Origin of the sequence: Antarcticimicrobium luteum (genome assembly GCF_004358185.1) — a bacterium.
GTDB lineage: Bacteria > Pseudomonadota > Alphaproteobacteria > Rhodobacterales > Rhodobacteraceae > Antarcticimicrobium > Antarcticimicrobium luteum.
The window spans coordinates 1-24,260 of record NZ_SMUV01000039.1 but is presented as its reverse complement, the minus strand read 5'-3'; the positions used below and the strand labels follow the sequence as shown (position 1 = coordinate 24,260).

Annotated in this window: 21 protein-coding genes; 12 read left to right on the top strand and 9 right to left on the bottom strand. The window is 67.4% G+C overall.

Features of this window, described 5'->3' with window-relative positions:
• Positions 1-45: 45 nt before the first annotated feature.
• Genes E1832_RS01970 through cobA form a run of 5 tightly spaced genes read right to left on the bottom strand, consistent with a single transcriptional unit; the run spans position 46 to position 4,038 of the window.
• The gene (locus tag E1832_RS01970; RefSeq protein WP_133358062.1) at positions 46-489 is read right to left on the bottom strand and encodes a DUF934 domain-containing protein; all 444 of its coding nucleotides are present in this window, start codon (positions 487-489) and stop codon (positions 46-48) included.
• The gene (locus tag E1832_RS01965) at positions 486-1,247 is read right to left on the bottom strand and encodes a phosphoadenylyl-sulfate reductase (RefSeq protein WP_133358061.1); all 762 of its coding nucleotides are present in this window, start codon (positions 1,245-1,247) and stop codon (positions 486-488) included. The genes E1832_RS01970 and E1832_RS01965 overlap by 4 nt, the downstream gene beginning before the upstream one ends.
• Positions 1,248-1,251: 4 nt before the next feature.
• Complete coding sequence (locus tag E1832_RS01960) at positions 1,252-2,916, bottom strand: nitrite/sulfite reductase (RefSeq protein ID WP_133358060.1); 1,665 nt, start codon at positions 2,914-2,916, stop codon at positions 1,252-1,254.
• A 22-nt stretch (positions 2,917-2,938) separates the two neighbouring features.
• A complete protein-coding gene (locus E1832_RS01955) occupies positions 2,939-3,238 on the bottom strand; it encodes a DUF2849 domain-containing protein (protein WP_133358059.1) in 300 nt (99 codons plus the stop codon).
• Positions 3,238-4,038, bottom strand: coding sequence for a uroporphyrinogen-III C-methyltransferase (gene cobA / locus E1832_RS01950; RefSeq protein WP_245513757.1), 801 nt, complete (start codon positions 4,036-4,038; stop codon positions 3,238-3,240). Before cobA ends, E1832_RS01955 begins: the two co-directional genes overlap by 1 nt.
• A gap of 144 nt (positions 4,039-4,182) precedes the next feature.
• On the opposite strand from cobA, the gene E1832_RS01945 reads away from it, so the two are divergent.
• From E1832_RS01945 to E1832_RS01920, 6 genes are all read left to right on the top strand, one after another.
• Positions 4,183-4,650 (top strand): Lrp/AsnC family transcriptional regulator, encoded by a 468-nt coding sequence (locus E1832_RS01945; RefSeq protein ID WP_133358057.1) that lies wholly within the window; start codon positions 4,183-4,185, stop codon positions 4,648-4,650.
• Positions 4,651-4,719: 69 nt separating this feature from the next.
• Complete coding sequence (locus E1832_RS01940; protein WP_425358955.1) at positions 4,720-6,474, top strand: ATP-binding protein; 1,755 nt, start codon at positions 4,720-4,722, stop codon at positions 6,472-6,474.
• Positions 6,471-7,700, top strand: a complete 1,230-nt coding sequence (locus tag E1832_RS01935; RefSeq protein ID WP_133358056.1) for a sigma-54-dependent transcriptional regulator — start codon at positions 6,471-6,473, stop codon at positions 7,698-7,700. The genes E1832_RS01940 and E1832_RS01935 overlap by 4 nt, the downstream gene beginning before the upstream one ends.
• A gap of 270 nt (positions 7,701-7,970) precedes the next feature.
• Positions 7,971-8,972, top strand: coding sequence for a DctP family TRAP transporter solute-binding subunit (locus tag E1832_RS01930; RefSeq protein ID WP_133358055.1), 1,002 nt, complete (start codon positions 7,971-7,973; stop codon positions 8,970-8,972).
• Positions 8,973-9,043: 71 nt separating this feature from the next.
• Complete coding sequence (locus E1832_RS01925; protein WP_133358054.1) at positions 9,044-9,733, top strand: TRAP transporter small permease; 690 nt, start codon at positions 9,044-9,046, stop codon at positions 9,731-9,733.
• A gap of 3 nt (positions 9,734-9,736) precedes the next feature.
• Positions 9,737-11,113, top strand: a complete 1,377-nt coding sequence (locus tag E1832_RS01920) for a TRAP transporter large permease (RefSeq protein WP_133358053.1) — start codon at positions 9,737-9,739, stop codon at positions 11,111-11,113.
• 150 nt (positions 11,114-11,263) lie between these two features.
• Here E1832_RS01920 and E1832_RS23065 read toward each other — a convergent pair whose 3' ends face one another.
• The gene (locus tag E1832_RS23065) at positions 11,264-14,128 is read right to left on the bottom strand and encodes a hypothetical protein (protein WP_165978771.1); all 2,865 of its coding nucleotides are present in this window, start codon (positions 14,126-14,128) and stop codon (positions 11,264-11,266) included.
• Between the two features lie 157 nt (positions 14,129-14,285).
• Here E1832_RS23065 and E1832_RS01910 point away from each other — a divergent pair, with 157 nt between their 5' ends.
• Positions 14,286-14,999, top strand: a complete 714-nt coding sequence (locus tag E1832_RS01910; RefSeq protein WP_245513755.1) for an SIMPL domain-containing protein — start codon at positions 14,286-14,288, stop codon at positions 14,997-14,999.
• A 129-nt stretch (positions 15,000-15,128) separates the two neighbouring features.
• Here the strand turns inward: E1832_RS01910 and E1832_RS01905 are convergent, their stop codons facing one another.
• Positions 15,129-16,421, bottom strand: a complete 1,293-nt coding sequence (locus E1832_RS01905; protein WP_133358051.1) for an O-acetylhomoserine aminocarboxypropyltransferase/cysteine synthase family protein — start codon at positions 16,419-16,421, stop codon at positions 15,129-15,131.
• 465 nt (positions 16,422-16,886) lie between these two features.
• Between E1832_RS01905 and E1832_RS01900 the strand changes: the two genes are divergently transcribed.
• Entirely contained in the window at positions 16,887-17,387 is a 501-nt protein-coding gene (locus E1832_RS01900) for a hypothetical protein (protein WP_133358050.1), read from the top strand.
• A 69-nt stretch (positions 17,388-17,456) separates the two neighbouring features.
• On the opposite strand, the gene E1832_RS01895 is transcribed toward E1832_RS01900, so the two are convergent.
• Positions 17,457-18,461 (bottom strand): hypothetical protein, encoded by a 1,005-nt coding sequence (locus E1832_RS01895; protein ID WP_133358049.1) that lies wholly within the window; start codon positions 18,459-18,461, stop codon positions 17,457-17,459.
• Positions 18,462-18,583: 122 nt separating this feature from the next.
• On the opposite strand from E1832_RS01895, the gene E1832_RS01890 reads away from it, so the two are divergent.
• From E1832_RS01890 to preA, 3 genes are all read left to right on the top strand, one after another.
• Complete coding sequence (locus tag E1832_RS01890) at positions 18,584-19,273, top strand: hypothetical protein (protein WP_133358048.1); 690 nt, start codon at positions 18,584-18,586, stop codon at positions 19,271-19,273.
• A 163-nt stretch (positions 19,274-19,436) separates the two neighbouring features.
• A complete protein-coding gene (locus E1832_RS01885) occupies positions 19,437-20,771 on the top strand; it encodes an NAD(P)-dependent oxidoreductase (protein WP_133358047.1) in 1,335 nt (444 codons plus the stop codon).
• Positions 20,772-20,845: 74 nt separating this feature from the next.
• A complete protein-coding gene (preA, locus tag E1832_RS01880; protein WP_133358046.1) occupies positions 20,846-22,150 on the top strand; it encodes an NAD-dependent dihydropyrimidine dehydrogenase subunit PreA in 1,305 nt (434 codons plus the stop codon).
• A 47-nt stretch (positions 22,151-22,197) separates the two neighbouring features.
• Here the strand turns inward: preA and E1832_RS01875 are convergent, their stop codons facing one another.
• A complete protein-coding gene (locus tag E1832_RS01875; protein ID WP_133358045.1) occupies positions 22,198-22,818 on the bottom strand; it encodes a TetR family transcriptional regulator C-terminal domain-containing protein in 621 nt (206 codons plus the stop codon).
• Positions 22,819-22,998: 180 nt separating this feature from the next.
• On the opposite strand from E1832_RS01875, the gene E1832_RS01870 reads away from it, so the two are divergent.
• On the top strand, positions 22,999-24,249 hold the full coding sequence (locus E1832_RS01870) for a Zn-dependent hydrolase (RefSeq protein ID WP_133358044.1): 1,251 nt from the start codon (positions 22,999-23,001) through the stop codon (positions 24,247-24,249).
• Positions 24,250-24,260: the final 11 nt, after the last annotated feature.

Genomic DNA, 24,260 nt, shown 5'->3' with positions numbered 1-24,260 from the left:
TCTTTGATTTAGGTCAGGTGAAGGGTTAATCCGCGACGCGATGTCTCAGGCGGGCGCCCCGGAAGAGCGACCGCGCAGACGTGCCTGGTAATCATGCGCCTGCCAGTTGGCGCGGGCGCGCCATTGGTTCTCGGGCTGGCGGGCGGCGAGATCGGCGTCGATCTCGACCTCGTCGAAGCCGGCGCGGCGGGCCATGGCGTATTGATCCGCGAGCACATGGCCCACGGCGCGCAACCGGCCGCGATAGCCCATCCGCCGCAGGTCGCGGGCCAGCGTGAAGCCGCGCCCGTCAGCGAAGGCGGGGAAGCGCACGCGGATCAGTTCGAGGCCGCAGAGGCGGTCGGACAGCTCCCCGGCCCGGTCGTCGGGCGCGAGGGTGGCGGTGCGGGTCTCGGGGCCCGACCAGTCGTCGCGGGAAAAGCCGGCGTCGGTGACGAGGACAGTCTCGGGGAGGGTGCCGGGAGCGATTTCAAGGGCGGTGTCGGTCATGCGTTGGCTCCTGTGCGGACGAGTTTGCCGTTGACGAAGTGAATCCCGCATTCGTCCTTTTGCTGGCCGCGCCAGCGTCCGGCGCGCGGGTCTTCGCCGGGTTTGACGGGCGAGGTGCAGGGGGCGCAACCGATGGAAGGGTAGCCGCGCGCCACCAGCGGATGACGCGGCAGGCGGTTTTCCTCGATATAGGTCTGCACGTCCTCGGGCGTCCAATGGGCCAGCGGGTTGATCTTGATCCGTCCGGTGCCCTCCTCAAGCTCGAAGAAATCGAGCGCGGCGCGGCGGCCTGACTGGAACCGCTTGCGCCCGGTGATCCAGCCGTCGAAGCCCGACAGCGCGGCCTTCAGCGGCCGGGTCTTGCGCAGGGCGCAGCAGGCGTCGGTGTCGCGCCGGTGCAGGGTGCCGTCGGGATCCTCCTGCGCGATGTCGGCGGCGCGGATGACCTGCAGGTTGCGCAGGCGCAGACGTTCGGCCAGCTCGGCCTGATAGACCAGGGTCTCGGTGAACAGCATCTCGGTGTCGATGAAAAGCACCGGAACGTCGCGGTCGATGATCGCGGCCATATGCAGCAGAACCACCGATTCCGCGCCGAAGCTGGAAACCAGTGCGATGCGCCCCGCCTCGGTCAGGGCGGCGCCCATCACCTCGGTCGCGCCGTGATGGCGATAGCGGGCATTGAGCGCGGCGACCTGTTCGGCGCGCGGTGTCGCGGCGGCCGACGCATCGGCCGCGAGGTTCGGTTCCGGGATACCCATGGCGTCAGGCGGCCTTTGTCCGGGCGCTGTCGTAGAGCGCGGATTTGAAGGGATCGGCCCCGAGCCGGCGGTAGGTGGCAAGAAAGGTCTCGCCCGGCCCCTGGCGCAGGTCGAGATAGGCCAGCATCAGCCGTTCGATGGCCGGCACGATCTCATCCGCGGGGAAGCCGGGGCCGGTGCGGCTGCCCAGCGTGGCGTCGGGTCCGCCATCGCCGCCGAGCGTGATCTGGTAATTCTCCACCCCGGCGCGGTCGAGGCCGAGAATGCCGATATGGCCGACGTGGTGATGACCGCAGGCGTTGATGCAGCCGGAGATCTTGATCTTCATCGGGCCGATGTCGTGTTCGAGTTTCAGCTCGTCGAACCTTGTGGCGATCTCCTGCGCGATCGGAATCGAGCGGGCGGTGGCCAGCGCGCAATAGTCCATTCCGGGGCAGGCGATGATGTCGGAAATCAGCCCGATATTGGCGGTGGCCAGCCCCTGCGCCTTGAGCGCGGCATGGAGCGCGGGCAGATCGGATTTGTGCACATGCGGCAGGATCACGTTCTGCTCGTGGCTGATGCGCAGCTCGTCATAGCCATAGCGTTCGGCCAGATCGGCCATGGAGCGCATCTGGTCGGCGCTGGCGTCGCCGGGGGTGGCCCCGTGCGCCTTGAGGCTGATCGAGACGATGGCATGATCGGCCCGGCGGTGCGGGGCGAGATTGGTGTCGGCCCAGCTGCGGAACACCGGGTCGGCGCCATATGCGGCGTCATGGGCTTCGGTATTGCCGCCGCGAAAGGCGGGCGGGGCGAACTGGGCCTCGATTGCGCGCAATAGCGCCTGATCCGCGCCGGTGAAGTCCGGGCGGATCTGCGCGAACCGCCCTTCGACCATCGCGCGGATGCTTTCGATTCCGTGTTCGTGCACGGTGATCTTGATCCGCGCCTTGTATTTGTTGTCGCGCCGGCCAAGCTGGTTGTAGGTGGCGAGCACCGCCTCGAGATAGGGCAGCAGATCGGCGCGCGGCAGGAAATCGCGCAGCACCTGGCCAATCATCGGCGTGCGGCCGAGACCGCCGCCGATGAGGACTTGCAGGCCCTGTTCGCCGTTTTTCTCGACGATACGCAGGCCGATGTCATGGGCGGCGGTCACCGCGCGGTCGTCCGCGCTGCCGGTGATGGCGATCTTGAACTTGCGCCCGAGGAACTGGAATTCGGGATGGTCGGTGGACCATTGGCGGATCAGCTCGGCCAGTGGGCGGGGATCGGCGATCTCATCCGCCGCCGCGCCGGCGAAGGGATCGGCGGTGGTGTTGCGGATGGTATTGCCCGAAGTCTGGATCGCGTGCAGCCCGACCTCGCCCAGCGCGTCTAGCATGTCGGGGATATCGGGCAGTTTCGGCCAGTTGTACTGGATGTTCTGCCGGGTGGTGAAATGGCCATAGCCCTTGTCCCACCGCTCGGCCAGATAGGCGAGCTGGCGCATCTGGTCGGCGTTCAGCGTGCCATAGGGGATGGCGACCCGCAGCATATAGGCATGCAGTTGCAGGTAGACGCCGTTCATCAGGCGCAGCGGCTTGAACTCGTCCTCGGTCAGATGGCCTTTGAGGCGGCGCTCGACCTGGGCGCGGAACTGGGCGTTGCGGGTGGCCAGGAAGGCCTTGTCGAAATCGGTGTAGCGGTACATGCGCGGGCTCCTTGGGGCTGGCCTAGAGGTCGGCCTGTTTGCCATGGGCGTAGTTCGAGGGGCCGGTGGCGCGGAACGCCTCGCGGAAATGGGCGGGCTGTGGTCCGCTGTGGCCCAGGCGGACCTCGGCCAGGTAGGCGCCGACCACGCGGTTCGGCTGGCTCTCGGCGTGCAGCAGGCGGAGTTGCGCGTGGGCCTCGTCCTCGATCAGTTCGGCCTCTTCGATGCGGCGGGACCATCTGTCATCGGCGGTGAGATAGATCACGTCGCCCTCGATCAGGTCGGAGGCGGTGACGATCCTGGGGGTGAAAGCGCGGGGCATCAGGCGAGTTCCTTGTGCGTCTGGGTCAGCTCGGGCAGGGCCAGCGCGGCGGCGCGCGGGGCCAGCCCGTAGAGGGTGAGGGCGGGGCCGGTGAGCCCGGCGGCGGCGAGGTCGGCGGGCAGCCGGTCCAGCGTGGTGGCAAGGATGCGCTGATCGGGGCGCGAGGCGTTTTCGACCAGGGTCACCGGGGTGGCGCGGTCGGCGCCGTGCATGATCAGGCGTCCCTGCACGAAGCGGGCCGAGGACTTGCCCATGTAGATCGCCGCCACCTCGCCGGGGCGGGCCAGCGCGGTCCAGTCGTGATCGGCAAAGCCTGCCATGTCGTGGCCGGTGAGCAGGCGCACCGAAGAGTTTCGGCCGCGGCGCGTCAGGCTCTGGCCGAGGGCGGCAACCGCGGCGGAGGCGGCGGTGAGCCCGGGCAGGATCTGCCAGCGGATGCGGGCGGCGTCGCAGGCCTCGATCTCTTCATCGAGGCGGCCAAAGACCGTGGGATCGCCGGATTTCAGGCGCACCACGCGGGCGCCGCTGCGGGCCTGGGCGATGATCTGCGCATTGATGTCGTCCTGCGCCACCGAGGGGGCAAAGCCGCGTTTGCCGGTCTCGATCAGCCGGGCGTCGGGGCCGGCCTCGGCGAGGATCGCGTCGGAAATCAGGCTGTCGTGCAGGATCACGTCGGCGAGGCGCAGCGCGCGCAGCGCCTGGCGGGTGAGCAGGTCGGGATCGCCGGGGCCGGCGCCGGTGAAGGCGACCGTGCCGGGGCCGAAGGTGAAGCCGGAAGTGGGGCGGGAAACGATCTGCATGTCCGGGCCGTCCGTTGCGATTGACTTGAGTTGGAATATAGGAAAATATCCCGCATAAATGCCATATGGCTGGATGAATAAGGACATTTGTTCCATTTCGATTGCGGTCTGGAACGTCTGTCTGATCTGCGAAAGAGGTGTGGGATGTCTGTGCGGATTGATGCGCTGGACCGGAAAATTCTGGCCGAACTGCAACGCGATGCGAGCCAGTCGCTGGACGTGATCGCCGGCAATGTGGGCAGTTCGAAAACGCCGGTGTGGAACCGGATTCGCAAGCTGCGCGAGGCCGGGGTGATCGGCAAGCAGACGGTGATCCTGGATGCCGAGGCGCTGGGGTATGAGGCCTGTTTCTTTGTCCTGATCCGGACCTCGGAGCATGAGGCGGCATGGCAGGCGGCGTTCCTCAAAGCCCTGCAGGACCGCCCCGAGGTGCAGGAGGCGCACCGGCTGGCCGGCGATATCGACTATATCCTCAAGGTGCGGGTGAAGAACGCGCGGGCCTATGATGCCTTCTATCAGGCGCTGATCTCGGAGGTGCGGGTGCATAATGTCACCGCGCTGCTGTCGATGGAGGAGATCAAGTCGACCACCGATCTGCCGCTGGAGGAGTGAGGCGGCCGGGTGGCGCAGGGTGCCAAGCCGTCTGGTCAATCCGCGCGCGGCTTTGCTAATCTGGCGGCCATGAGTATGAAATCCATCTCGCCCCGCTGGATCGTCCTGGCCTTCGTGCTGGGGGTGGCGGTCGTGGCGGCGGGCATCTGGCGCTATGGCTACCTGCAGGCGCTGGGCCAGCTGACGCAGCGGGCCGAGGCCGATCTGGCGCTGGCCAGCGACCGGCTGGCGACCCAGTTGCAGGTTTATCAGGAACTGGCGGTGGTGACGGTGGATCGCCCCGGGCTGCGCGGGCTGGAGGACGCGGGGCGGCGTCCGGTGGCCAGTGCGCTGCTGCGCCGGGTCGCCGACCTGACCGGCGCGCTCGATATTCTCTATGCCGATGCGGATGGCCGCGTGCTGGCGGCGGCGCAGGGGATCGTGGGGGCGGACCTGAGCGGCACCGCCTATTTCCGCCGCGCCATGCAGGGCGCGCTGGGCAGCGATCACGGGCTGGCCGGGCCGGAGCGGCGGCGCGCCTATTACTTCGCCGCCCCCGCCTTCGGTGCCGACGGCAGGGTGACCGGCGCGCTGGTGGTGGTGGCCGATGTGGAGGCGGTGGAGCGCAGCTGGCGCGGCGGCCTGCCGGCGGTCTATTTCGTCGACGCGCGGCGCGCGGTGTTCATCGCCAACCGTTCGGAGCTGTTGTTCTGGCGTCGTGAGCCGGGACAGGCGGGGCTGACGCCGGCTGGCGGCGGCGCGCTGCCGTTCTCGGCCGGGCGGATCGGCGGGCATGAGATCTGGCGGCTGGACTGGGGCCAGTACCTGCCGCGGCGGGCGCTGCATCTGACGCGGGCGTTGCCGGTGGTCGGGCTGACCGGAGAAATCCTGATCGACGTGGCCCCGGCGCGGCGGCTGGCGGGGTTGCAGGCGGCGACGGTGGCGGCGATCTGCCTGGCGTTCGGCGCGGTGTTGTTCCTGGCGACCGAGCGGCGCCGGGCGCTGGCGCAGGCCAATGCCAAGCTGGAGGCGCGGGTCGCCAACCGGACCCGGGCGCTGTCGGAGACCAATGTCATGCTGCGCCGCGAGGTGGCCGAGCGGGAAGAGGCCGAGGCGGCGCTGAAACAGGCGCAGGCCGATCTGGTGCAGGCGGGCAAGCTGAGCGCGCTTGGCCAGATGAGCGCGGGCATCAGCCACGAGCTGAACCAGCCGCTGATGGCGATCCGGCAATTCGCCGACAACGGCGCCGCGTTTCTGGCGCGGGGCAAGGCCGAGACGGCGGGCGAGAATCTGCGCCGGATCGCCGAGATGGCGGCGCGGATGGCGCGGATCATCAAGAACCTGCGCGCCTTTGCCCGCAACGAGAGCGAACCGATGGGCAAGGTGGATCTGGTGCAGGTGATCGACAGCGCGGTGGAGCTGACTGCGGCGCGGCTGCGCGCCGAGGGGGTGCGGCTGGTCTGGGCGCGGCCGGACGGGCCGCTGTTCGTCTGGGGCGGAGAGGTGCGGCTGGCGCAGGTCTTTGTCAATCTGATCAACAATGCCGCCGATGCGATGACAGGGCGGGCCAAGCGCCGCATCACCATCGACATCGAGGATGAGGGTGCCCGGCTGGCCGTCAGCCTGCGCGACAGCGGCCCGGGCATCGCCGATCCGGACAAGATATTCGAGCCGTTCTACAGCACCAAGGAGGTCGGCGGCGACGAAGGGATGGGGCTGGGGCTGTCGATCTCCTACGGTCTGGTGCAAAGCTTTGGCGGCAACATCCGGGGCGCCAACGCGGCCGGTGGCGGCGCGGTCTTTACCGTCGAGCTGGACCGCTTTCGCGAGGAGCGCGCGGCATGACCCGCAAGGTGCTGTTGGTGGACGATGACGCGGCGGTGCGCGACGCGCTGGGCCAGACGCTGGAGCTGGCGGATCTGGAGGCGATCACCGCCGGCTCTTTCGTGGTCGCCAAGGATCACATCACGCCCGAGTTTCCCGGTGTGATCCTGTCGGATATCCGGATGCCCGGGCGCGACGGGTTTCACCTGCTGGAGTATGTCCAGAAGGTGGACCGGGAGCTGCCGGTGATCCTGCTGACCGGCGAGGGCGATATCCCGATGGCGGTGCGGGCGATGGGGCAGGGGGCGTTCGGGTTTCTGGAAAAGCCCTGCGCCGCCGCCGATCTGCTGGCCGAGTTGGAACGGGCGCTGAAGACCCGCGATCTGGTGTTGGAGAACCGGCGGCTGAAGCGGCAGCTGGAGCGTGGCGATCCGGCGGCGCGGATGCTGTTCGGCACCTCGCCGCAGGCCGAGGAGCTGCGCGCGCGGGCCCGCAGCGTGGCCCCCACCGGGGCGGAGGTGCTGGTGGTCGGCCCGCCGGGCAGCGGCATCTCGAAGGTGGCCGAGGTGGTGCATCTGATGTCGGCGCTGGCGCGCGGGCCTTTCGTGAAACGCCCGGCGGCGGGGCTGACGCCGGAGGGGTTCGCGGCGCTCTGCGAGCAGGGGGCGGGCGGCTCGGTCTTTCTCGACGAGGTGTCGGCGATGCCCGAGGCCGCCCAATACGCCGCGCTGGAGGCGCTGGAGCAGGGCGGCGCGGTGCGGGTGATCGCGGGTTCGACGGTGGATCTGGCCAGGCGGGTGGCCGAGGGGGCGTTCAACGCCGATCTCTATTACCGGCTGGACGTGATGCGGGTCCGCATCCCGGCGCTGGCGGAACGGCGCGAGGATATTCCGGTGCTGTTTCGTCACTATGTGGCCCAGGCGGCCGAGCAGGCGGGCATCCCCGCGCCCGAGATCACCCCCGATCACCTGGCCGCGCTGATGGCGCAGGACTGGCCCGGCAATGCCCGGTCGCTGATGTCGGCGGCGATGCGCTTTGTACTGGGGATGCCGGAGGAGGTGGCGACGGAGGCCGGGCTGGGCCTGGCCGAGCAGATGGCGCAGGTCGAACGCTCGTTGCTGATCGCGGCGCTGGGGCGGCAGAACGGGCGGGCGGCGGCGGCGGCCAGGGCGCTGAAACTGCCGCGCAAGACCTTTTACGACAAACTGGCGCGCTATGGCATCCGGCCGGAGGATTACCGGCGCTGAGCCGGGGTCGGCTGTGCGGAATTCCGCACATTCCGGCGCAAGATCGTGCGGGAAACCGCACATGGGTCAAAGTCTTGCCCGTGATTCCCGTCAGAAATCCGGTGTAATACATTGTAACAAAACGGGTTTCCAAAACGCTCAAATCCTGGGCAGGGGTGGCTTGAGCGGGGCGCCGCGAATCGCTTCACTGACGGCAACGCACCGAGTCGCGGTGCGGCGGGGTCCGGGTGGCTCCTGAAACACGACCACGAAATCGGGAGGAGTATAGCGATGAAACTGTTTGGTGTGGCAAGCTTTGCCATTGCGCTGGGCCTTGGGGCGCCGGCGGCCTTTGCCGCCTGCGACGACGGCGAGATCGTCATCAAGTTCAGCCATGTGACCAATACCGACAAGCACCCCAAGGGGATCGCGGCGACGCTGTTGCAGGAGCGGGTGAACGAAGAGATGAACGGCAAGGCCTGCATGGAGGTCTTCCCCAACTCGACGCTCTACAACGACGACCAGGTGCTTGAGGCGATGCTGCAGGGCGACGTGCAGCTGGCGGCGCCCAGCCTGTCGAAATTCGAGCAGTTCACCAAGAAGTACCGCATTTTCGATCTGCCGTTCATGTTCAAGAACATCGAGGCGGTGGACGAGTTCCAGAACTCGGACACCGGCCAGGCGATGAAGGAGACCATGGTGCGCCGCGGCCTGCTGGGTCTGGCGTTCTGGCACAACGGCATGAAGCAGATGTCGGCCAACAAGCCGCTGATCATGCCCGGCGACGCCAAGGGGCTGAAATTCCGGGTGCAGAACTCGGATGTGCTGAAGGCGCAGATGGCGGCGCTGGGCGGCAGCCCGCAGCCGATGGCGTTTTCCGAGGTCTATGGCGCGCTGCAGACCGGCGTCGTCGACGGGCAGGAGAACACCTGGTCGAACATCTATGGCCAGAAGTTCTTTGAGGTGCAGGACGGCGTGACCGAGACCAACCACGGCATCATCGACTATATGCTGGTGACCAACGTCGACTGGTGGGAGGGCCTGCCGGAGGACGTGCGCAGCCAACTGGGCACGATCATTCAGGAGGTGACCGCGACCCGCAACGCCGAGTCGTTCAAGGTGAACCAGGACAACAAGCTGTCGATCATCGCCGCCGGCGGCGTCGTGCGCGAGCTGAACGCCGAACAGCGTCAGGCTTGGGTCGACGTGATGAAACCGGTCTGGGACCAGTTCCGCGAAGACGTCGGTCAGGAGAACATTGACGCCGCTCAGGCGATCAACGCCAAGCACTGACCACGGTGCAAGCCGGATGGCCCGGCCCCTCATCGGGGCCGGGTTCGTCATTTCCGCCAATGGGGGGAACCATGTCGGATCGCCAAGTTTCGGACACATCTTTCGGCCGGATCGTCAACGAGATCGAGGAAACCGCGATTGCGCTGATCCTCGGGCTGATGACGATCATCACCTTTATCAACGTCGTGCTGCGCTACGGGTTCAACACCGGCATCATCTGGGGACTGGAGGCGGTGACCTTTCTGTTCGCCTGGCTGGTGATCTTTGGCGTCAGCTATGCGGTCAAGGTGACCGCCAATCTGGGCGTCGACGCGCTGATCAACGTCTTTCCGCCCGCGGTGCGGCGGGTGCTGGCGCTGACCGCGGCGGCGATCTTCATTGGCTACTGCAGCCTGTTGCTGAAGGGGGCCTGGGATTACTGGGCCAATTTCGCCAATCTGCCGCAAACCACCGGGCGCTGGTTCCCGACCGGGTTCGAGGAGATGAAGCGCACCTCCTATCGCGCCTGGTACGAGGTGGTCGACATTCCGATGCCCGACTGGCTGCGCTGGATCGAGCCGCTGATCAACGAGGGCGAGACATACGAGAAGATCCCGCGCTTCATCCCCTATTTCATCCTGCCCTTCGGCATGGCGCTGTTGCTGTTTCGCGTGCTGCAGGCAACCTGGCGCATCGCGGCGGGCCGGGCCGACAACATGATCGTGAGCCACGAGGCGGAAGACGCCGTCGAAGATGTGGCCCACCTGAACCGGGAGAGCTGAGCCATGGAAGTTGCTATTCTCTTCGGTATGGTCATCGGACTGATGCTGATCGGGGTGCCGATCGCCGTATCGCTCGGGTTTTCGTCGATCCTGTTCCTGCTGGTGCTGAGCGATACCTCGCTCGCCGCCATCGCGCAGAGCTTTTTCCAGGCGATGGCCGGGCACTACACGCTGCTGGCGATCCCGTTCTTCATCCTCGCCTCCAGCTTCATGTCGACCGGCGGGGTGGCGCGGCGGATCATCCGGTTTTCCATCGCCATCGTCGGGCATTTCCCCGGCGGGCTGGCGATTGCCGGGGTGTTCGCCTGCATGCTGTTCGCGGCGCTGTCGGGCTCCAGCCCGGCCACAGTGGTCGCCATCGGCTCGATCGTCATCGCGGGGATGCGCCAGGTCGGCTATTCCAAGGATTTCGCCGCCGGCGTGATCGCCAACGCGGGCACGCTGGGCATCCTGATCCCGCCGTCGATCGTGATGGTGGTCTATGCCAGCGCCACCGATGTCTCGGTCGGGCGGATGTTTCTGGCCGGGGTGATCCCCGGGCTGATGGCGGGCACCATGCTGATGCTGACGATCTACCTGATCGCCAAGCTGCGCGACCTGCCCAAGGGCGAGTGGAAGGGCTGGGGCGAGGTGTTCGAGGCGGGCGCCGAGGCCGGTTGGGGCCTGTTCCTGATCGTGATCATCCTGGGCGGCATCTATGGCGGCATCTTCACCCCGACCGAAGCGGCGGCGGTGGCGGCGATCTATGCCTTCTTCATCGCCACCTTTGTCTATCGCGACATGGGCCCGCTGGCGCGCCCGGAAGGCGAACGCAACCTGAGCCTGATGCAGAAGCCCGTCGCGCTGATCACGGCCTTCTTTCACCGCGATACCCGCGACACGCTGTTCGAGGCAGGCAAGTTGACCGTCACGCTGATGTTCATCATCGCCAACGCGCTGATCCTGAAACATGTGCTGACCGACGAGCAGATCCCGCAGCAGATCGCCGCAGCGATGCTGAACGCGGGGTTCGGCGCGGTGATGTTCCTGGTGATCGTCAACGTGATCCTGCTGATCGGCGGGCAGTTCATGGAACCCTCGGGGCTGATCGTGATCGTGGCGCCGCTGGTGTTTCCAATTGCGATCGAACTGGGGATTGACCCCATTCATCTGGGCATCATTATGGTTGTGAACATGGAGATCGGCATGATTACCCCGCCGGTCGGCCTCAACCTGTTTGTGACGTCCGGTGTGGCCGGAATGCCGATGATGCGGGTGGTGCGGGCGTCGCTCCCGTTTCTGGCGGTGCTCTTCGTGTTTCTGATTATGGTGACTTACATCCCGGTGCTGTCCACCTGGCTCCCGACGACCTTCATGGGGCCGGAGATCATCACCAAGTAATCGGTAACCAGTAATTTGTTTGACGAGTGGCCGCGCGGACAGAAATGTTCGCGCGGCTCTCGTTTCAGGAGTGCCGGGCGCGGGTGAGACTGGCGAGGATAGGACGGGAGAGGATGGGCGGGCGAGGGTGAGACGGGCGTCGCGGCGGCCTCAGCCCTTGGGCATCTTCAGCGTGTGGTTGCGCCCGCCCTTCTGGTATTGCAGCTGGCTTTCGCCGATCGCCAGCACGCGGCCGCCGTCGATGCTGTCGCCGACCTTGACCTTCTTGTAGCGGCCGCTGGGCAGGCGCACCAGCGCACGGCGGTTGGCGGCGGTGCCGTAGACGCCGATCAGGTTGACCTGGCGCAGATTGATCTCGTTCTTCAGCGTCGCCTGGCGGGCCACGGAGGCCGAGGAGGGGATTTTCGGGGCGACGGTGGCGACGGCAGTGGTGGCGGCCGGGGCGCCGGCGGCGAGGTTGCCCGGAACGCCGATCGAGGCGCGGTCGGAACTGCGCACGGTGGCCTGGAAATCGCGCGGGCGCGGTTTCGGGATCAGGGCGCTGGCCACCGCCTGTGCGGTGGCGGGGGCGCCCGGGGCGGTGGCCTCCTGGGCGCTGGCGGGGCGGGTGCGCGGGCGCAGGCGCCCCAGCTCGACCCGGCTGCGCCCGCCGAGCTGGGCGCGCTCGGTCTGTTCCACCAGATCGCCGGGACGGGCGCGCGGGCGCAGGCCGGCCAGGCGCTGGCGCAGCGCGTCGGCCTCGGCGACGGATTCGGCGGCCTGGGTCAGCCGGGCCGGGGTGGCCGGCGGCGCCACCGGCGGGCGGCCCAGATAGACGGTGATCCCGTCGGGGGTGACGGCGCCCTCGGGCGTCGGGGTCACCAAGCCGCGGTCGTCCAGCGCAAAGGCGGTCCCGGCGGCGGCGGGCGAGGTCACCGCGTTGAGCGAGGCATCGGTGGCAAAGGCGTCGGCGCCGGGCAGGGCGACGGCGTCCTGTGACAGGTCGGTGCGGTCGATCGAGGCGACATAAAGATCATCGAGGCCGATGATCGCGGGGGTTTCGGGCTCGTCCGGGGCGTCCGGCCAGATACCGGTCGCGGCGTAGAGGGTTTCGGTGCCGGCATCGGCAGGACCGGCGGCGGCGCTGTCGGGATCCGGCTCGGGTTCGGGCTCGAGTTCCGGGTCGGGCTCTGCGGCGAGCTCGGGATCGAGCGCCGCCGTGTCGAGCGGTTCGGTCGGCGCGGCGCCGGTATCCCCGCGCAGGGCATCGAGCACGGCGCTGTCGGTATCGGTCAGTTCGGGCGCCTGCGGTGCGTCATGGCCGGCGGCGGCCTGGTCTTCGGCGATGGGGGCGATTGCGCCGGTCCTGTCCGGGGGCAGGGCCGCCGGGTCGGCCGGGGCCTGCGGGGCCAGCGCGCTGAGCTGCGGCGGCTGTGCAATGTCCTGTGCCGGGGCGGGCCTGGCTTCGGCGGTGGTTCCGTCGGCGGTCTCGGCGCCGGGATCCTGTGCGGTGTCGTTGCCCGGTACGGGGGCCGGATCTGCCGCGATCCGCGGTGTCGCGGCGGGCCGCGAGAACAGGCGGGAGATTGCCCCGTCGGAGGAGAGCGCGGCGAAGGCGGCGACGGCGGCGAGGAAGAACAGCAGCACGAGGGTGAGGATCAGACCCAGGTGGCGCGGTTTGCCGGCTGTCTTCTGCCTCTGGCGGGCGCCGAACACGGTCATGCGCTCGCTCTCGTCCCGGGGCGGCTGCGGGACGGATGCATCGGCGAACCCCGGCGTGGCGGGGGGCTGGGCGATCGGGTGCGCGGTGGGACCGGATGCCTTTGTATTGGGTTCGGCGGGCACGGCGGGCTTGGGCGGGACGCCGGCGGTCTTGCGGCGATCCAGCAGGCCGGCGGCGCGGGCGCGCAGCGTGCCGCGTTTCGCAGAGATGCCAGGCCCGGCCGGCTCTGGGGTGCCGGTCTGCTTCGGTGCCGGAGCGGACACCTGTCCCGAGGCCGGGTTGACGATGATTTTCGGCGCGGCTTTCGCGGCGGTGTCCGGGGCGGTGTCCGGGGCGATGGCGGGCGCGGCGGCGGCCCCCTCCGGCAGATCCTCGCGGCGGGCCCCGGCCAGGGTCGGGGCGGCCCCCACGTCTTTGCCACGGCGGCTGGAAAAGCCGAGGGCGGCGGGGGCGGCCTGCTGGGCCTTTTGCGGGGTTTCGTCCCGGGTTTTGTCGCCGGATTTGTCCGGGGCTTTTGCGGGGGCTTTTTGGGGCGCGGTTTCGGGAGCGGTTTCGGGCGCCTCCCGGGGGGGCTTCTGCGGGTCGGCGGGCGGGGACGGGTCCGCCTTGGGCGCGCCTTGGCCTTTTGCGCCGGTGTCCGCCTCCGGCTTGGCCTGATCCGGGGTCTGCGCCGCCTTGGCGTTCGGGCGGGCAGGCTTGGCCGCGGCCGCGGGGGTGTCCTCAGGAATTGCGTCGGGGATTTCGGCCGGGATTTCGGCCGGGATCTCGGGGGGAATCACGGCGGGACCGGTGACCACCACGGCGATGCCGTCGGCCTCGACCTGGGTTTTTCCGGCATTTTCCGCGACGCCAAAGAACGGTTCGCCCAGAAACGGCTGATCGCCGGGGATGGCGACGAAGCTGACCGGGTTGAACCGGTGTTCGACGGCGAACCCCTCGGCCTCGGCCAGCGTCTCGCGGGCGACGGCGGCGACATGGGTGCTGTGCCCCTCGACCGAGATGTCGAAGGCCAGATCCTCAACGGCATAGGGGGTGGCGCCGTCGAGCGCCTCGCGCACCATGGCGCGGCGCGCCTCGCCTTCGGCGCGGCCGGTCTGCACCGTCAGGTAGCGGATCTGGGCGTTTGGGATGATCAGCTTGCAGGCGAGGCCGTCCGGCTCCAGCCGCAACGCCTTGTCGCGCAGCGCGCCGAGCGCGGCGGCCAGATCGGGCACGTCGAGCGCAACCTCGCCGACGCTGCGCCAGCCGCCTGCGGCGCGGTGCAACAGAGAAATCCCCTCGAAGGACAGGGAGAGCGCGAAACCTGGTTTCATCCTGCCGAAAAACTACCCAACCCGTTTCCTGCGGACGCCAGCGCCCGCGGCCGGACCATAAAGCAGGAGTTTGCCGAGGAAAAGAAAAACACTTGGCGGTATCTTGCCGATGCCGGCGGCCTTGGCGCATTCTCGCGGCAACAGAAGGAGGGATACCGTGACCCCAAGACTGATTGCCGCCGCCCTGATTGCCACCGTGGTCTGCGCCCTGCCGGCGGTCGGGGGCGGGCGGGCCGAGGAACCGGCCCGCCGTCTGACCGTGACCGGCGAGGGCCGGGTCGAGGCCGCGCCGGACATGGCGACGATCACGCTGGGCGTGACCCATGAGGCGAAAGAGGCCGGCGCGGCGATGCGCGCCACCTCGGAGGCGGTGGCGAAGGTGTTGGACCGGCTGGCCGGAATGGGCATCGCCCCGCGCGATCTGCAAACCCGCGATCTGTCGCTGAGCCCGCTGTGGTCCGATCCGCCGGCCGGCGCGGACAGGCGGCGGCGGATCACCGGATTTGCCGCCTCGAACGCGGTGTCGGTGCGGGTACGGGATTTGGCCGGACTGGGCGCCATTCTGGATGCGGTGATCGCGGATGGGGCGAATGATTTCAACGGGTTGCGTTTTGACGTTCAGGAGCCTGCGCCGCTGATGGACGAGGCGCGCCGTCGCGCGGTGGACGATGCGATGGCCCGGGCGGCGCTGCTGGCCGGGGCGGCGGGGGTGACCCTTGGTCCGGTGCTGTCGATCGACGATCAGGGCGGCTCGCGGCCGATGCCGATGGCCGAGATGGCGATGCGCGCCAGCCCCGGGGCGATGCCGGTGGCGGCGGGCGAGTTGAGCGTGACGGCGAATGTGTCGATGGTGTTCGCCATCAGGGAATAGGGGGGGGCGGGTCGCCGCCCGCTCGACCGCCGCTCTCCCGCGGTGCGGGGGGGGCGCGATACACACCGGACAGAAAAAAGCCCCGGCGTCTGACCGGGGCTTTTTCCTTGCTGTTGCCGATGCGGGGTGTCAGGCGCCGGCCGCGCTCAGCGCCTGGTCGAGATCGCGGATCAGGTCGTCGGCATCCTCGATCCCGATCGAGATGCGCACCACGCTGGGTCCGGCGCCGGCGGCCTCCTGCTGCTCCGGCGTCAGCTGGCGGTGGGTGGTCGAGGCCGAGTGGATCACCAACGACCTTGTGTCGCCCAGGTTCGCCACATGGCTGAACAGCTCCAGACTGTCGACGAACTTGATGCAGGCGTCATAGCCGCCCTTGAGCGCGACCGTGAACAGACCGCCGGTGCCCTTGGGATAGAGCCGCTGGGCGCGGTCGTGATAGGGCGAGGAGGGCAGCCCGGCATAGGTGACGTGATCGACGCGCGGATCGGCCTCGAGCCAGCCGGCGACCTTTTGCGCGTTCTCGCAATGGCGCTGCATCCGCAGGCTCAGGGTTTCGATCCCCATCAGCGTGTAATGCGCCGCCTGCGGGTTCAGCGTCATGCCCAGATCGCGCAGCCCGATGGCGATGCCATGGAAGGTGAAGGCGAGCGGACCGAAGGTTTCGTGGAATTTCAGCCCGTGATAGGCGGGCTCGGGCTGGCTGAGCGAGGGGAACTTGTCAGAGGCCGACCAGTCGAACTTGCCCGAATCGACCACCACGCCGCCGGTCACGGTGCCGTTGCCGGTCAGATATTTGGTCATCGAGTGCACCACCAGCGTGGCGCCCTGCTCGATCGGGCGGCAGAGGTATGGCGTGGCCGAGGTGTTGTCGATGATCAGCGGAATGCCGGCGGCATCGGCGATCTCGGCCAGCGCCGGGATGTCGGTGACATAGCCGCCGGGGTTGGCGATGGACTCGCCGAAGATGGCGCGGGTGTCGTCGTTGACCGCGGCCTTGACCGCATCGATATCGTCGAAATCGACGAATGTGGCCGACCAGCCGAAGCGTTTGATGGTCTGGCTGAACTGGGTCAGCGTTCCGCCGTAGAGGCGGGTGGAGGCGACGATGTTCCTGCCAGGGGCCATCAGCGGGAACAGGGCCATCAGCTGCGCCGCATGGCCGGACGAGCAGCAGACCGCGCCGACGCCGCCCTCGAGCGTGGCCATGCGTTCCTGCAGCACGGCGACGGTCGGGTTGGTCAGGCGGGAGTAGATATAGCCCACCTCTTGCAGGTTGAAGAGCGCGGCGGCGTGTTCGGCGTCGCGGAAGACATAGGCGGTGGTCTGGTAGATCGGCGTCTGGCGGGCCCCGGTGGCCGGGTCGGGCCGGGCTCCGGCGTGGATCTGCAGCGTGTCGAAGCCGTATTGCGGCGCGTCGGTCATTGGGGGTGTCCTCCCTGGGATGGATAGAATGTCGCGGTCAGGGTTAGGACATCGGCGGCGGCGTGGCAACTGCTCTGGCCTGTTCCGGCGGCGGCGGAATTCATAATTAAACATCTGAAATCGTTGATGTGATGCGCGTTCAGGATGTGTCCGCGCTACCGTCTGCCGCGTGCCGGCAGGACGGCGGTGCGGCACCGCCGCTCTGCGCGGCATACTGCGGATGTATGTTGACATTTTCCTGTGGATCACCATATTGCAGCAGTATGTAAATTTATGGGGTGCAACATGGCAACCAAACTCGAAGCCGTAGCGGATACCGCAAAATCAGCCGGGAAGGGGGGCGCGAAGGGCGGCCGCAAATCCGGCGGGAAAGCGGCCGGGAAAGCGGCAGGTAAATCCGCTGGAAAAGCAGCCGGGACACCGACCGCGGAGCAAGCCGAGCGCCGCAAGAAGCGGATGGACCGGATGGCCGCCGCCAACAAGGTGACGGTGACCTTTCAGACCGAAGTGCGCAGGTATCTGGCCGCCCGGGCCAGGGACGAGGGCATGGATATGGGCCATTTCCTGCAGAAGCTGGCAGAGAGTCATGTTCTGGAAACCGCCCCGGCAGGCGATCCGCTGGCCGCGCAGATCGGCGCCCGACGCGGTGTGATCGATCATGTGATCAAGCTGGCCCAGGCGATGGATCAGGAGGGGGCGTTCGACGCCGACTTCATCCTGAGGGTGATGCAGCGCGCCCATGCGAATCCGGCGTTTGCCGGCATGTACACGGCCGCTGTCACCGAGGCGGGCAAGCCAAAGCTGACCAGCCGTGCCGGGGTCGCCCTGAACCAGCAGCTCGGCCGGCTGATCAAGCGCGCCGTGGGCGCCAAGAGCAAGCGCGACGCCGAGGGCAAGATCCTGCGGGCGCAGGTCAAGGACGAGGTCATCACCTCTTACACCCTGCTGGAGAAATCCGACGCGTAACCCCGGCCGGGGCATTGAGACAAGGGGGCCGTCCCGGTGGGGCGGCCCTTTGCGTTTCCGGCGCGCGCCTTAGCGCATCCAGAATCCGTTGGCCTTGATCCGGTTGCGGATCGCCTGTTCCTTGCGCGGCAGGTTATCGCGGTCGAACAGTGCCCGCACCTTGGCGCCGCGGCCCTGGTAGATCAGCCGCTTGAGCGGTTCGTATTCCTTCAGCACCTTCTTGATCCAGTTGGGGGCGGCGACCTGTTCCAGCACCTCGACCGCAAGATCGTTCTCGCGGGCGTAGAGCAGCGGGACCAGGCGGTAATGACAGGTGATCTCGCCGTCCAGCAGTCCGGGCGGCAAGGCGTCCCGCCCGCCGCCGAAGGAATGGATCACCAGCGGCAGCGCGATCTGGTCGAGCCAGGGATCGAGGCTTTGCCCGGCCAGTTCGATTGGCGGGTCGTCGCGGATGCTGCGGGCGTAGTCGAGGAAGCGCGCGCCGAATTCTCGCGGGCAGCGGTGAAAGAAGTAGCCCGCGTTGAAATAGAGGTATCGCTCCCAGTATTCATCCGGCTGGCTCTGATCGAGGCTGCTGACGTAATCCAGTCCGAAGCGGTCATAGAGCGATTTCCAGATCGCGCCGTAGCCGGGGCCATAGAGGGTGGGTTCGGGCCATGTCCCCTCGCGCCGGAGCGAGGCGCCGGGGCGGTCGAAATCGAAGGGGACACGGGCCAGATCGCCGGTCACCAGCGTGTCGGTGTCGAAAAACACAAAGGGTTCGCCCGCGGGCAGGGCGGCGAGGCATTCGATCTTGTTGCCCGGCGGGTAGGACTGGCCAAAGACATGAGAGTCGAAGGGCAGCAGCTCGGCCCCCAGCCGTTCCAGCGCATCGAGCACCCCGGTATTGCGGATGGCCGGGTTGCCCTCCCACAGGGGGCCGGGCTGCGGTGTCGCGACAAAGAGGCGGCCGCCGAACTCGGGCGACATCGCGCGCAGCGAGGCGGCGAACAGCACAGCCTCGTATTGCAGCCGGCCGGCCTGACCGACGATCACGATATTGAACACTTGGCGCGGGACCGGTTTCTTTGCCATAGTTTTCCTGCCGCAGATGATATTTCGCGGCGACTGCTTGATGCGGGCAGTATAGGGCGCGCGGAGCGTGGCCAAAAGCCTGCAATTGGACTTTTGGATATTGGGGTATTGGGAGGGCGACGATGCTTGAACTGTTTCTGGTGATGTTCGCGGCGGCGGTGCAGACCGCCGGGCAGGATGTGGCTGTCGCGCCGGCGCCGGCGGTCAATCCGGCACCGACGGAAGACAGCGCCGCCGCGGCGAATGCGCCGCCCGCCTTTCTGGCGCCGGCCGCCCGAGCCGAGGAACCGGCGCCGGTGTTTCTGGCCCCGGCGGCGGGGGGCGGGGCGGCAAGCGATGCGCCGCCCGCCTTCCTTGCGCCGCAACCGGCGGCCAAGGCCGAGGCGCCGCCCGTCTTTCTCGCCCCCGCCGCGCAGGCGCCGGCGGCCGGGCTTGTGGCCGAGCCGCAGGTGCCCAGCGGCCGCTTTACCACCGCCATCGAGGTCAAGCCGATCATGTCGGCGACCAAGGGCAACTGGATCGCGATACGGCAGTACGACGGCAAGGATTACCTTTATGTGACGCAGATCTGGTCTTGGCGCTGCGGGCTGGCGCAGATGCGGTTCGGCGTCAACGGCGCGCCGCTACAGGTCTGGCCCTTGCCGCCGTGCCATGAGGAATACAGCACCCCGAACGCGATCATCGAGACCGACGGCAACCCGATGCTGACCTATCCACCCGGCACGATCGCCACTGTCGAGATCGAGCTTACCTATGACGATCTGACCACCGAGCGGGCGCAGTTTTCCCGCGCCAGCGTGCTGATGCCCTGATTTTCCTCCCGGCGGCGGCAAATCGCACCGCGCGCAACTGCCTGATATTTAAGCGATGCAGGCGGCGCGCGGTTTTTTTTGTGCCGCGACTTAAATTTTACCAATTGATAAAAAAATTGTTTGTGGCAGTCTGGGGCAAAGACAAGAAACAGGGAGACACCCAATGGCACATGGCCATCAGGCATCCGGGATCGCGGCAGGCCGACTGCCCGAAGAGGATATCGCCGCCAATTTCAGTGATTTGCACGCGCCCTACGCGCCGCATGAGGCGGCGGTGGCGGCGGATCGCTGCTATTTCTGCTATGACGCGCCCTGCGTCACCGCATGCCCTACCGACATCGACATCCCGATGTTCATCCGGCAGATCCAGACCGGCCAGCCGGAAACGGCCGCCCGCACCATCCTGGGGCAGAACATTCTGGGCGGCATGTGCGCCCGGGTCTGTCCGACCGAGACACTGTGCGAAGAGGTGTGTGTGCGCGAGACCGCCGAGGGCAAGCCGGTCGAGATCGGACGGCTGCAACGCTATGCCACCGACACGCTGATGGCGCAGGATGTGCACCCCTTTACCCGCGCCGAGCCGACCGGCAGGCGCGTGGCGGTGGTCGGGGCGGGGCCGGCGGGTCTGTCCTGCGCACACCGTCTGGCCATGCTGGGCCATGACGTGACGATCTTTGAGGCCAAGGGCAAGCCCGGCGGTCTGAACGAGTTTGGCATTGCCGCCTACAAGAGCACGGATGATTTCGCTGCGCGCGAGGTCGACTGGCTGCTCAGGATCGGCGGCATCAGCATCGAGACCGGCAAATCGCTGGGCGCCGGTCTGACGCTGGACGGTCTGACGGGCGGCCATGACGCTGTGTTCCTCTCGATCGGGCTGGGCGGCGTCAACGCGCTGCGCGCGCCGGGAGAAGACCTGCCCGGGGCGCAGGACGCGGTGGAGTTCATCGCCGAGCTGCGCCAGGCTGACAGTCTGGCCGCGCTTGCGGTGGGCCGCAACGTGGTGGTGATCGGCGGCGGCATGACCGCTGTGGACGCCGCGGTGCAATCCAAGCTGCTGGGCGCCGAGAATGTCACCATCGCCTATCGCCGGGACCGCGCGTCGATGCCGGCGAGCCGGTTCGAACAGGATCTGGCCGCCGCAAAGGGCGTCAAGCTGATGTTCAACGTGATGCCGGTGGCCATTCTGGGCGACGGGGCGGTGACCGGCATAGAGCTGGAATACACCGCCGTGCAAAACGGCAGGGTGGCGGGCACCGGCGAGCGGGTGACGCTGGCCGCCGATCAGGTCTTCAAGGCGATCGGCCAGACACTGGACGGCGCGCCGGACGGCGTGGCGCTGGAGGGCGGCAAGATCGCGGTCACCGGGGCCGGGCGCACCAGCGTCGCGGGGATCTGGGCCGGGGGCGACTGTGCCTCGGGCGGTGATGACCTGACCGTGACGGCGGTGGCCGAGGGCCGCGACGCCGCGATGGACATCCACAGCGCGCTGACGGCCTGAGCCCCGCGCGGGGCAGGACCTAGAAAAACGCGGGCCGGCAAATGCCTGCGAACAAATATCAGGGAGGCCGAAAAATGGCTGATTTGACGACAGACTTTCTTGGGATCAAGAGCCCGAACCCGTTCTGGCTGGCCTCGGCGCCGCCGACCGACAAGGAATATAACGTCCGCCGCGCCTTCGAGGCCGGCTGGGGCGGTGTGGTATGGAAGACGCTGGGCAGCGAGGGGCCGCCGGTGGTCAACGTCAACGGGCCGCGCTATGGCGCGATCTATGGCGCCGACCGCCGCCTGCTGGGGCTGAACAACATCGAGCTGATCACCGACCGGCCGCTCCAGACCAACCTGGAGGAGATCACCCGCGTCAAGAAGGATTACCCCGACCGGGCGCTGATCGTCTCGCTGATGGTGCCCTGCGACGAGGAGAGCTGGAAGGCGATCCTGCCGATGGTCGAGGAAACCGGCGCCGACGGGATCGAGCTGAACTTCGGCTGTCCGCACGGGATGGCGGAACGCGGCATGGGCTCGGCCGTGGGGCAGGTGCCGGAATACATCCAGATGGTCACCGAGTGGTGCAAGCAGTACTATTCCAAGCCGGTGATCGTGAAGCTGACGCCGAACATCACCGACATCCGCAACCCGGCGCGGGCGGCCTTTGCCGGCAATGCCGACGCGGTGTCGCTGATCAACACCATCAACTCGATCATCTCGGTCGATCTGGACCAGATGGCGCCGGAGCCGATGCTGGACGGCAAGGGCACCCATGGCGGCTATTGCGGCCCGGCGGTGAAGCCGATCGCGCTGAACATGGTGGCCGAGATCGCCCGCGACCCGGCCACCGCCGGCAAGCCGATCAGCGCCATCGGCGGCGTCACCACCTGGCGCGATGCGGCCGAGTTCATGGCGCTGGGCGCCGGCAACGTGCAGGTTTGCACCGCCGCGATGACCTATGGTTTCCGCGTGGTGCAGGAGATGATCGCGGGGCTGAGCCAGTGGATGGACGAGAAGGGGTATGCATCGACCGCCGATTTCGTCGGCATGGCGGTGCCCAATGTCACCGACTGGCAGTATCTGAACCTGAACTATGTCACCAAGGCCAAGATCGACCAGGACGCCTGCATCAAATGCGGCCGCTGCTATGCCGCCTGCGAGGATACCAGCCATCAGGCGATCTGGATTAAGGAGGATCGGGTCTTTGAGGTGAACGACGCCGAATGCGTCGCCTGCAACCTCTGCGTCGATGTCTGCCCGGTGGAGAACTGCATCACCATGGAACGGATGAAACCGGGCGAGGTGGACCCGCGCACCGGCAAGGTGGTCACGGGCGACTATGCCAACTGGACAACCCATCCGAACAACCCGGCGGCGCAGGCGGCCGAGTGACGGTCGCGGCCGGGCGGGACGTGATGGCGTTCCGCCCGGCGTCCGGCTCAGGCCCGCGCTGGCGGGGTGAGCAGCCGGCGATAGAGGGTTTCGAGGAACTCCGGCGCGGCCGCAAAGGGGTCTTCGTCGCCGAGGACCGCGCGCACCTGGACATCGAAATCGGCGTAATGCTGCGTCAGCGACCAGATCGAGAAGATCAGATGATAGGGATGAACCCGCGCAATCCGGCCGGCATCGGCCCAGGCCTCGAGCACGGCGGCCTTTTCGTCGACCAGCTGCTTCAGGTCGGTGGAGAGCACGTCGTGAATGCGTGGCGCGCCCTGCACGATCTCGTTGGCGAAAAGCCGGCTTTCGCGCGGCAGATCGCGGCTCATCTCCAGCTTGCGGCGCATATAGGCCAGGATCTCTTCCAGCGGCTCGCCCTCCGGGTCGAGCGCGCGCAGCGGGTCCAGCCAGGTGTCGAGAAGCTGCTCCAGAACGGCGGCGTGGATCGCCTCCTTGGAGGGGAAGTAGTAGAGCAGGTTGGGTTTGCTCAGACCCGCCGCCGAGGCAATCTGGTCGACCGTCGCGCCGCGAAACCCCTGGGCGGAGAACACGTCGAGCGCCGCGTCGAGGATGGCGGCGCGGTTTTTTTGCTGGATTCGGGTCGGGGCGCGATCCGCGGGCATCGGGCGCAATCTCCGCTTTGTAATACTGCCTGTTTTTGTGTCAGTGCCCATTTTTCGGGCGTCGTTCGGGCGCCGCGCCACGGCATAAACTTGACTGGTGCGCCGCCCGTGATAGCGTGCGTTTGACCTTTTGGTCAAATCAAACATGAAGACAATAAAACCATAAGGGGAGTCCGAGCCATGGCCGCTCCGGCGCAAAATCTGAAGATCAACGGCGAACGTCTCTGGGACAGCCTGATGGAAATGGCCAAGATCGGCCCGGGCATCGCCGGCGGCAACAACCGCCAGACGCTGACCGATGCCGATGCCGAGGGGCGCGCCCTGTTCCAGAAGTGGTGCGAGGCGGCGGGCTGCACCATGGGCCTCGACCAGATGGGCAACATGTTCGCCCGGCGCGAGGGCGAGGACCCGGATGCGCTGCCGGTCTATGTGGGCTCGCACCTCGACACCCAGCCCACGGGCGGGAAATACGACGGCGTGCTGGGGGTTCTGGGCGGGCTGGAACTGATCCGTACCCTGAACGATCTGAACATCAGGACCAAACATCCCATCGTGGTCACCAACTGGACCAACGAGGAGGGGACGCGTTTCGCCCCCGCGATGCTGTCCTCGGGTGTCTTTGCCGGCATGCACACCCAGGACTGGGCCTATGCGCGCGAGGACGCCGAGGGAAAGACGTTCGGCGACGAGCTGGAGCGGATCGGCTGGAAGGGCGAGGAAGAGGTCGGCGCGCGCAAGATGCACGCCTTTTTCGAGCTGCATATCGAACAGGGGCCGATCCTGGAGACCGAGGGCAAGCAGATCGGCGTTGTCACCCATGGTCAGGGGCTGAGCTGGACCCAGGTGACGGTGATCGGCAAGGATTCCCACACCGGCTCGACGCCGATGCCGATGCGCAAGAACGCCGGCCTTGGCATGGCGCGGATCCTGGAGAAGGTCGAGGAAATCGCCTGGAGCCATGCCCCGCACGCGGTGGGGGCGGCGGGTCATATCGACGTCTATCCCAATTCGCGTAACGTGATCCCCGGCAAGGCGGTGTTCACGGTCGATTTCCGCAGCCCGGAACCGGCGGTGATCAAGGACATGGAAGAGCGTCTGGCTGTCGCCGCCCGGGAAATCTGCGACGATATGGGGCTGGAGGTCGAGCTGGAGAAGGTCGGCGGGTTCGATCCGGTGACCTTCGATCCGACCTGCGTTCAGGCGGTGCGTAGTGCGGCCGAACGTCTGGGCTACAGTCACATGGACCTGGTCTCGGGCGCCGGTCACGATGCCTGCTGGATCAACCGGATGGCGCCCACCGCGATGGTGATGTGCCCCTGTGTGGGCGGGCTGAGCCACAACGAGGCCGAGGAGATCAGTCCCGAGTGGGCCGCTGCGGGGACCGATGTGTTGCTGCATGCGGTGGTTGAGACGGCCGGGATCGTGGAGTGAGCCGGGCGGTG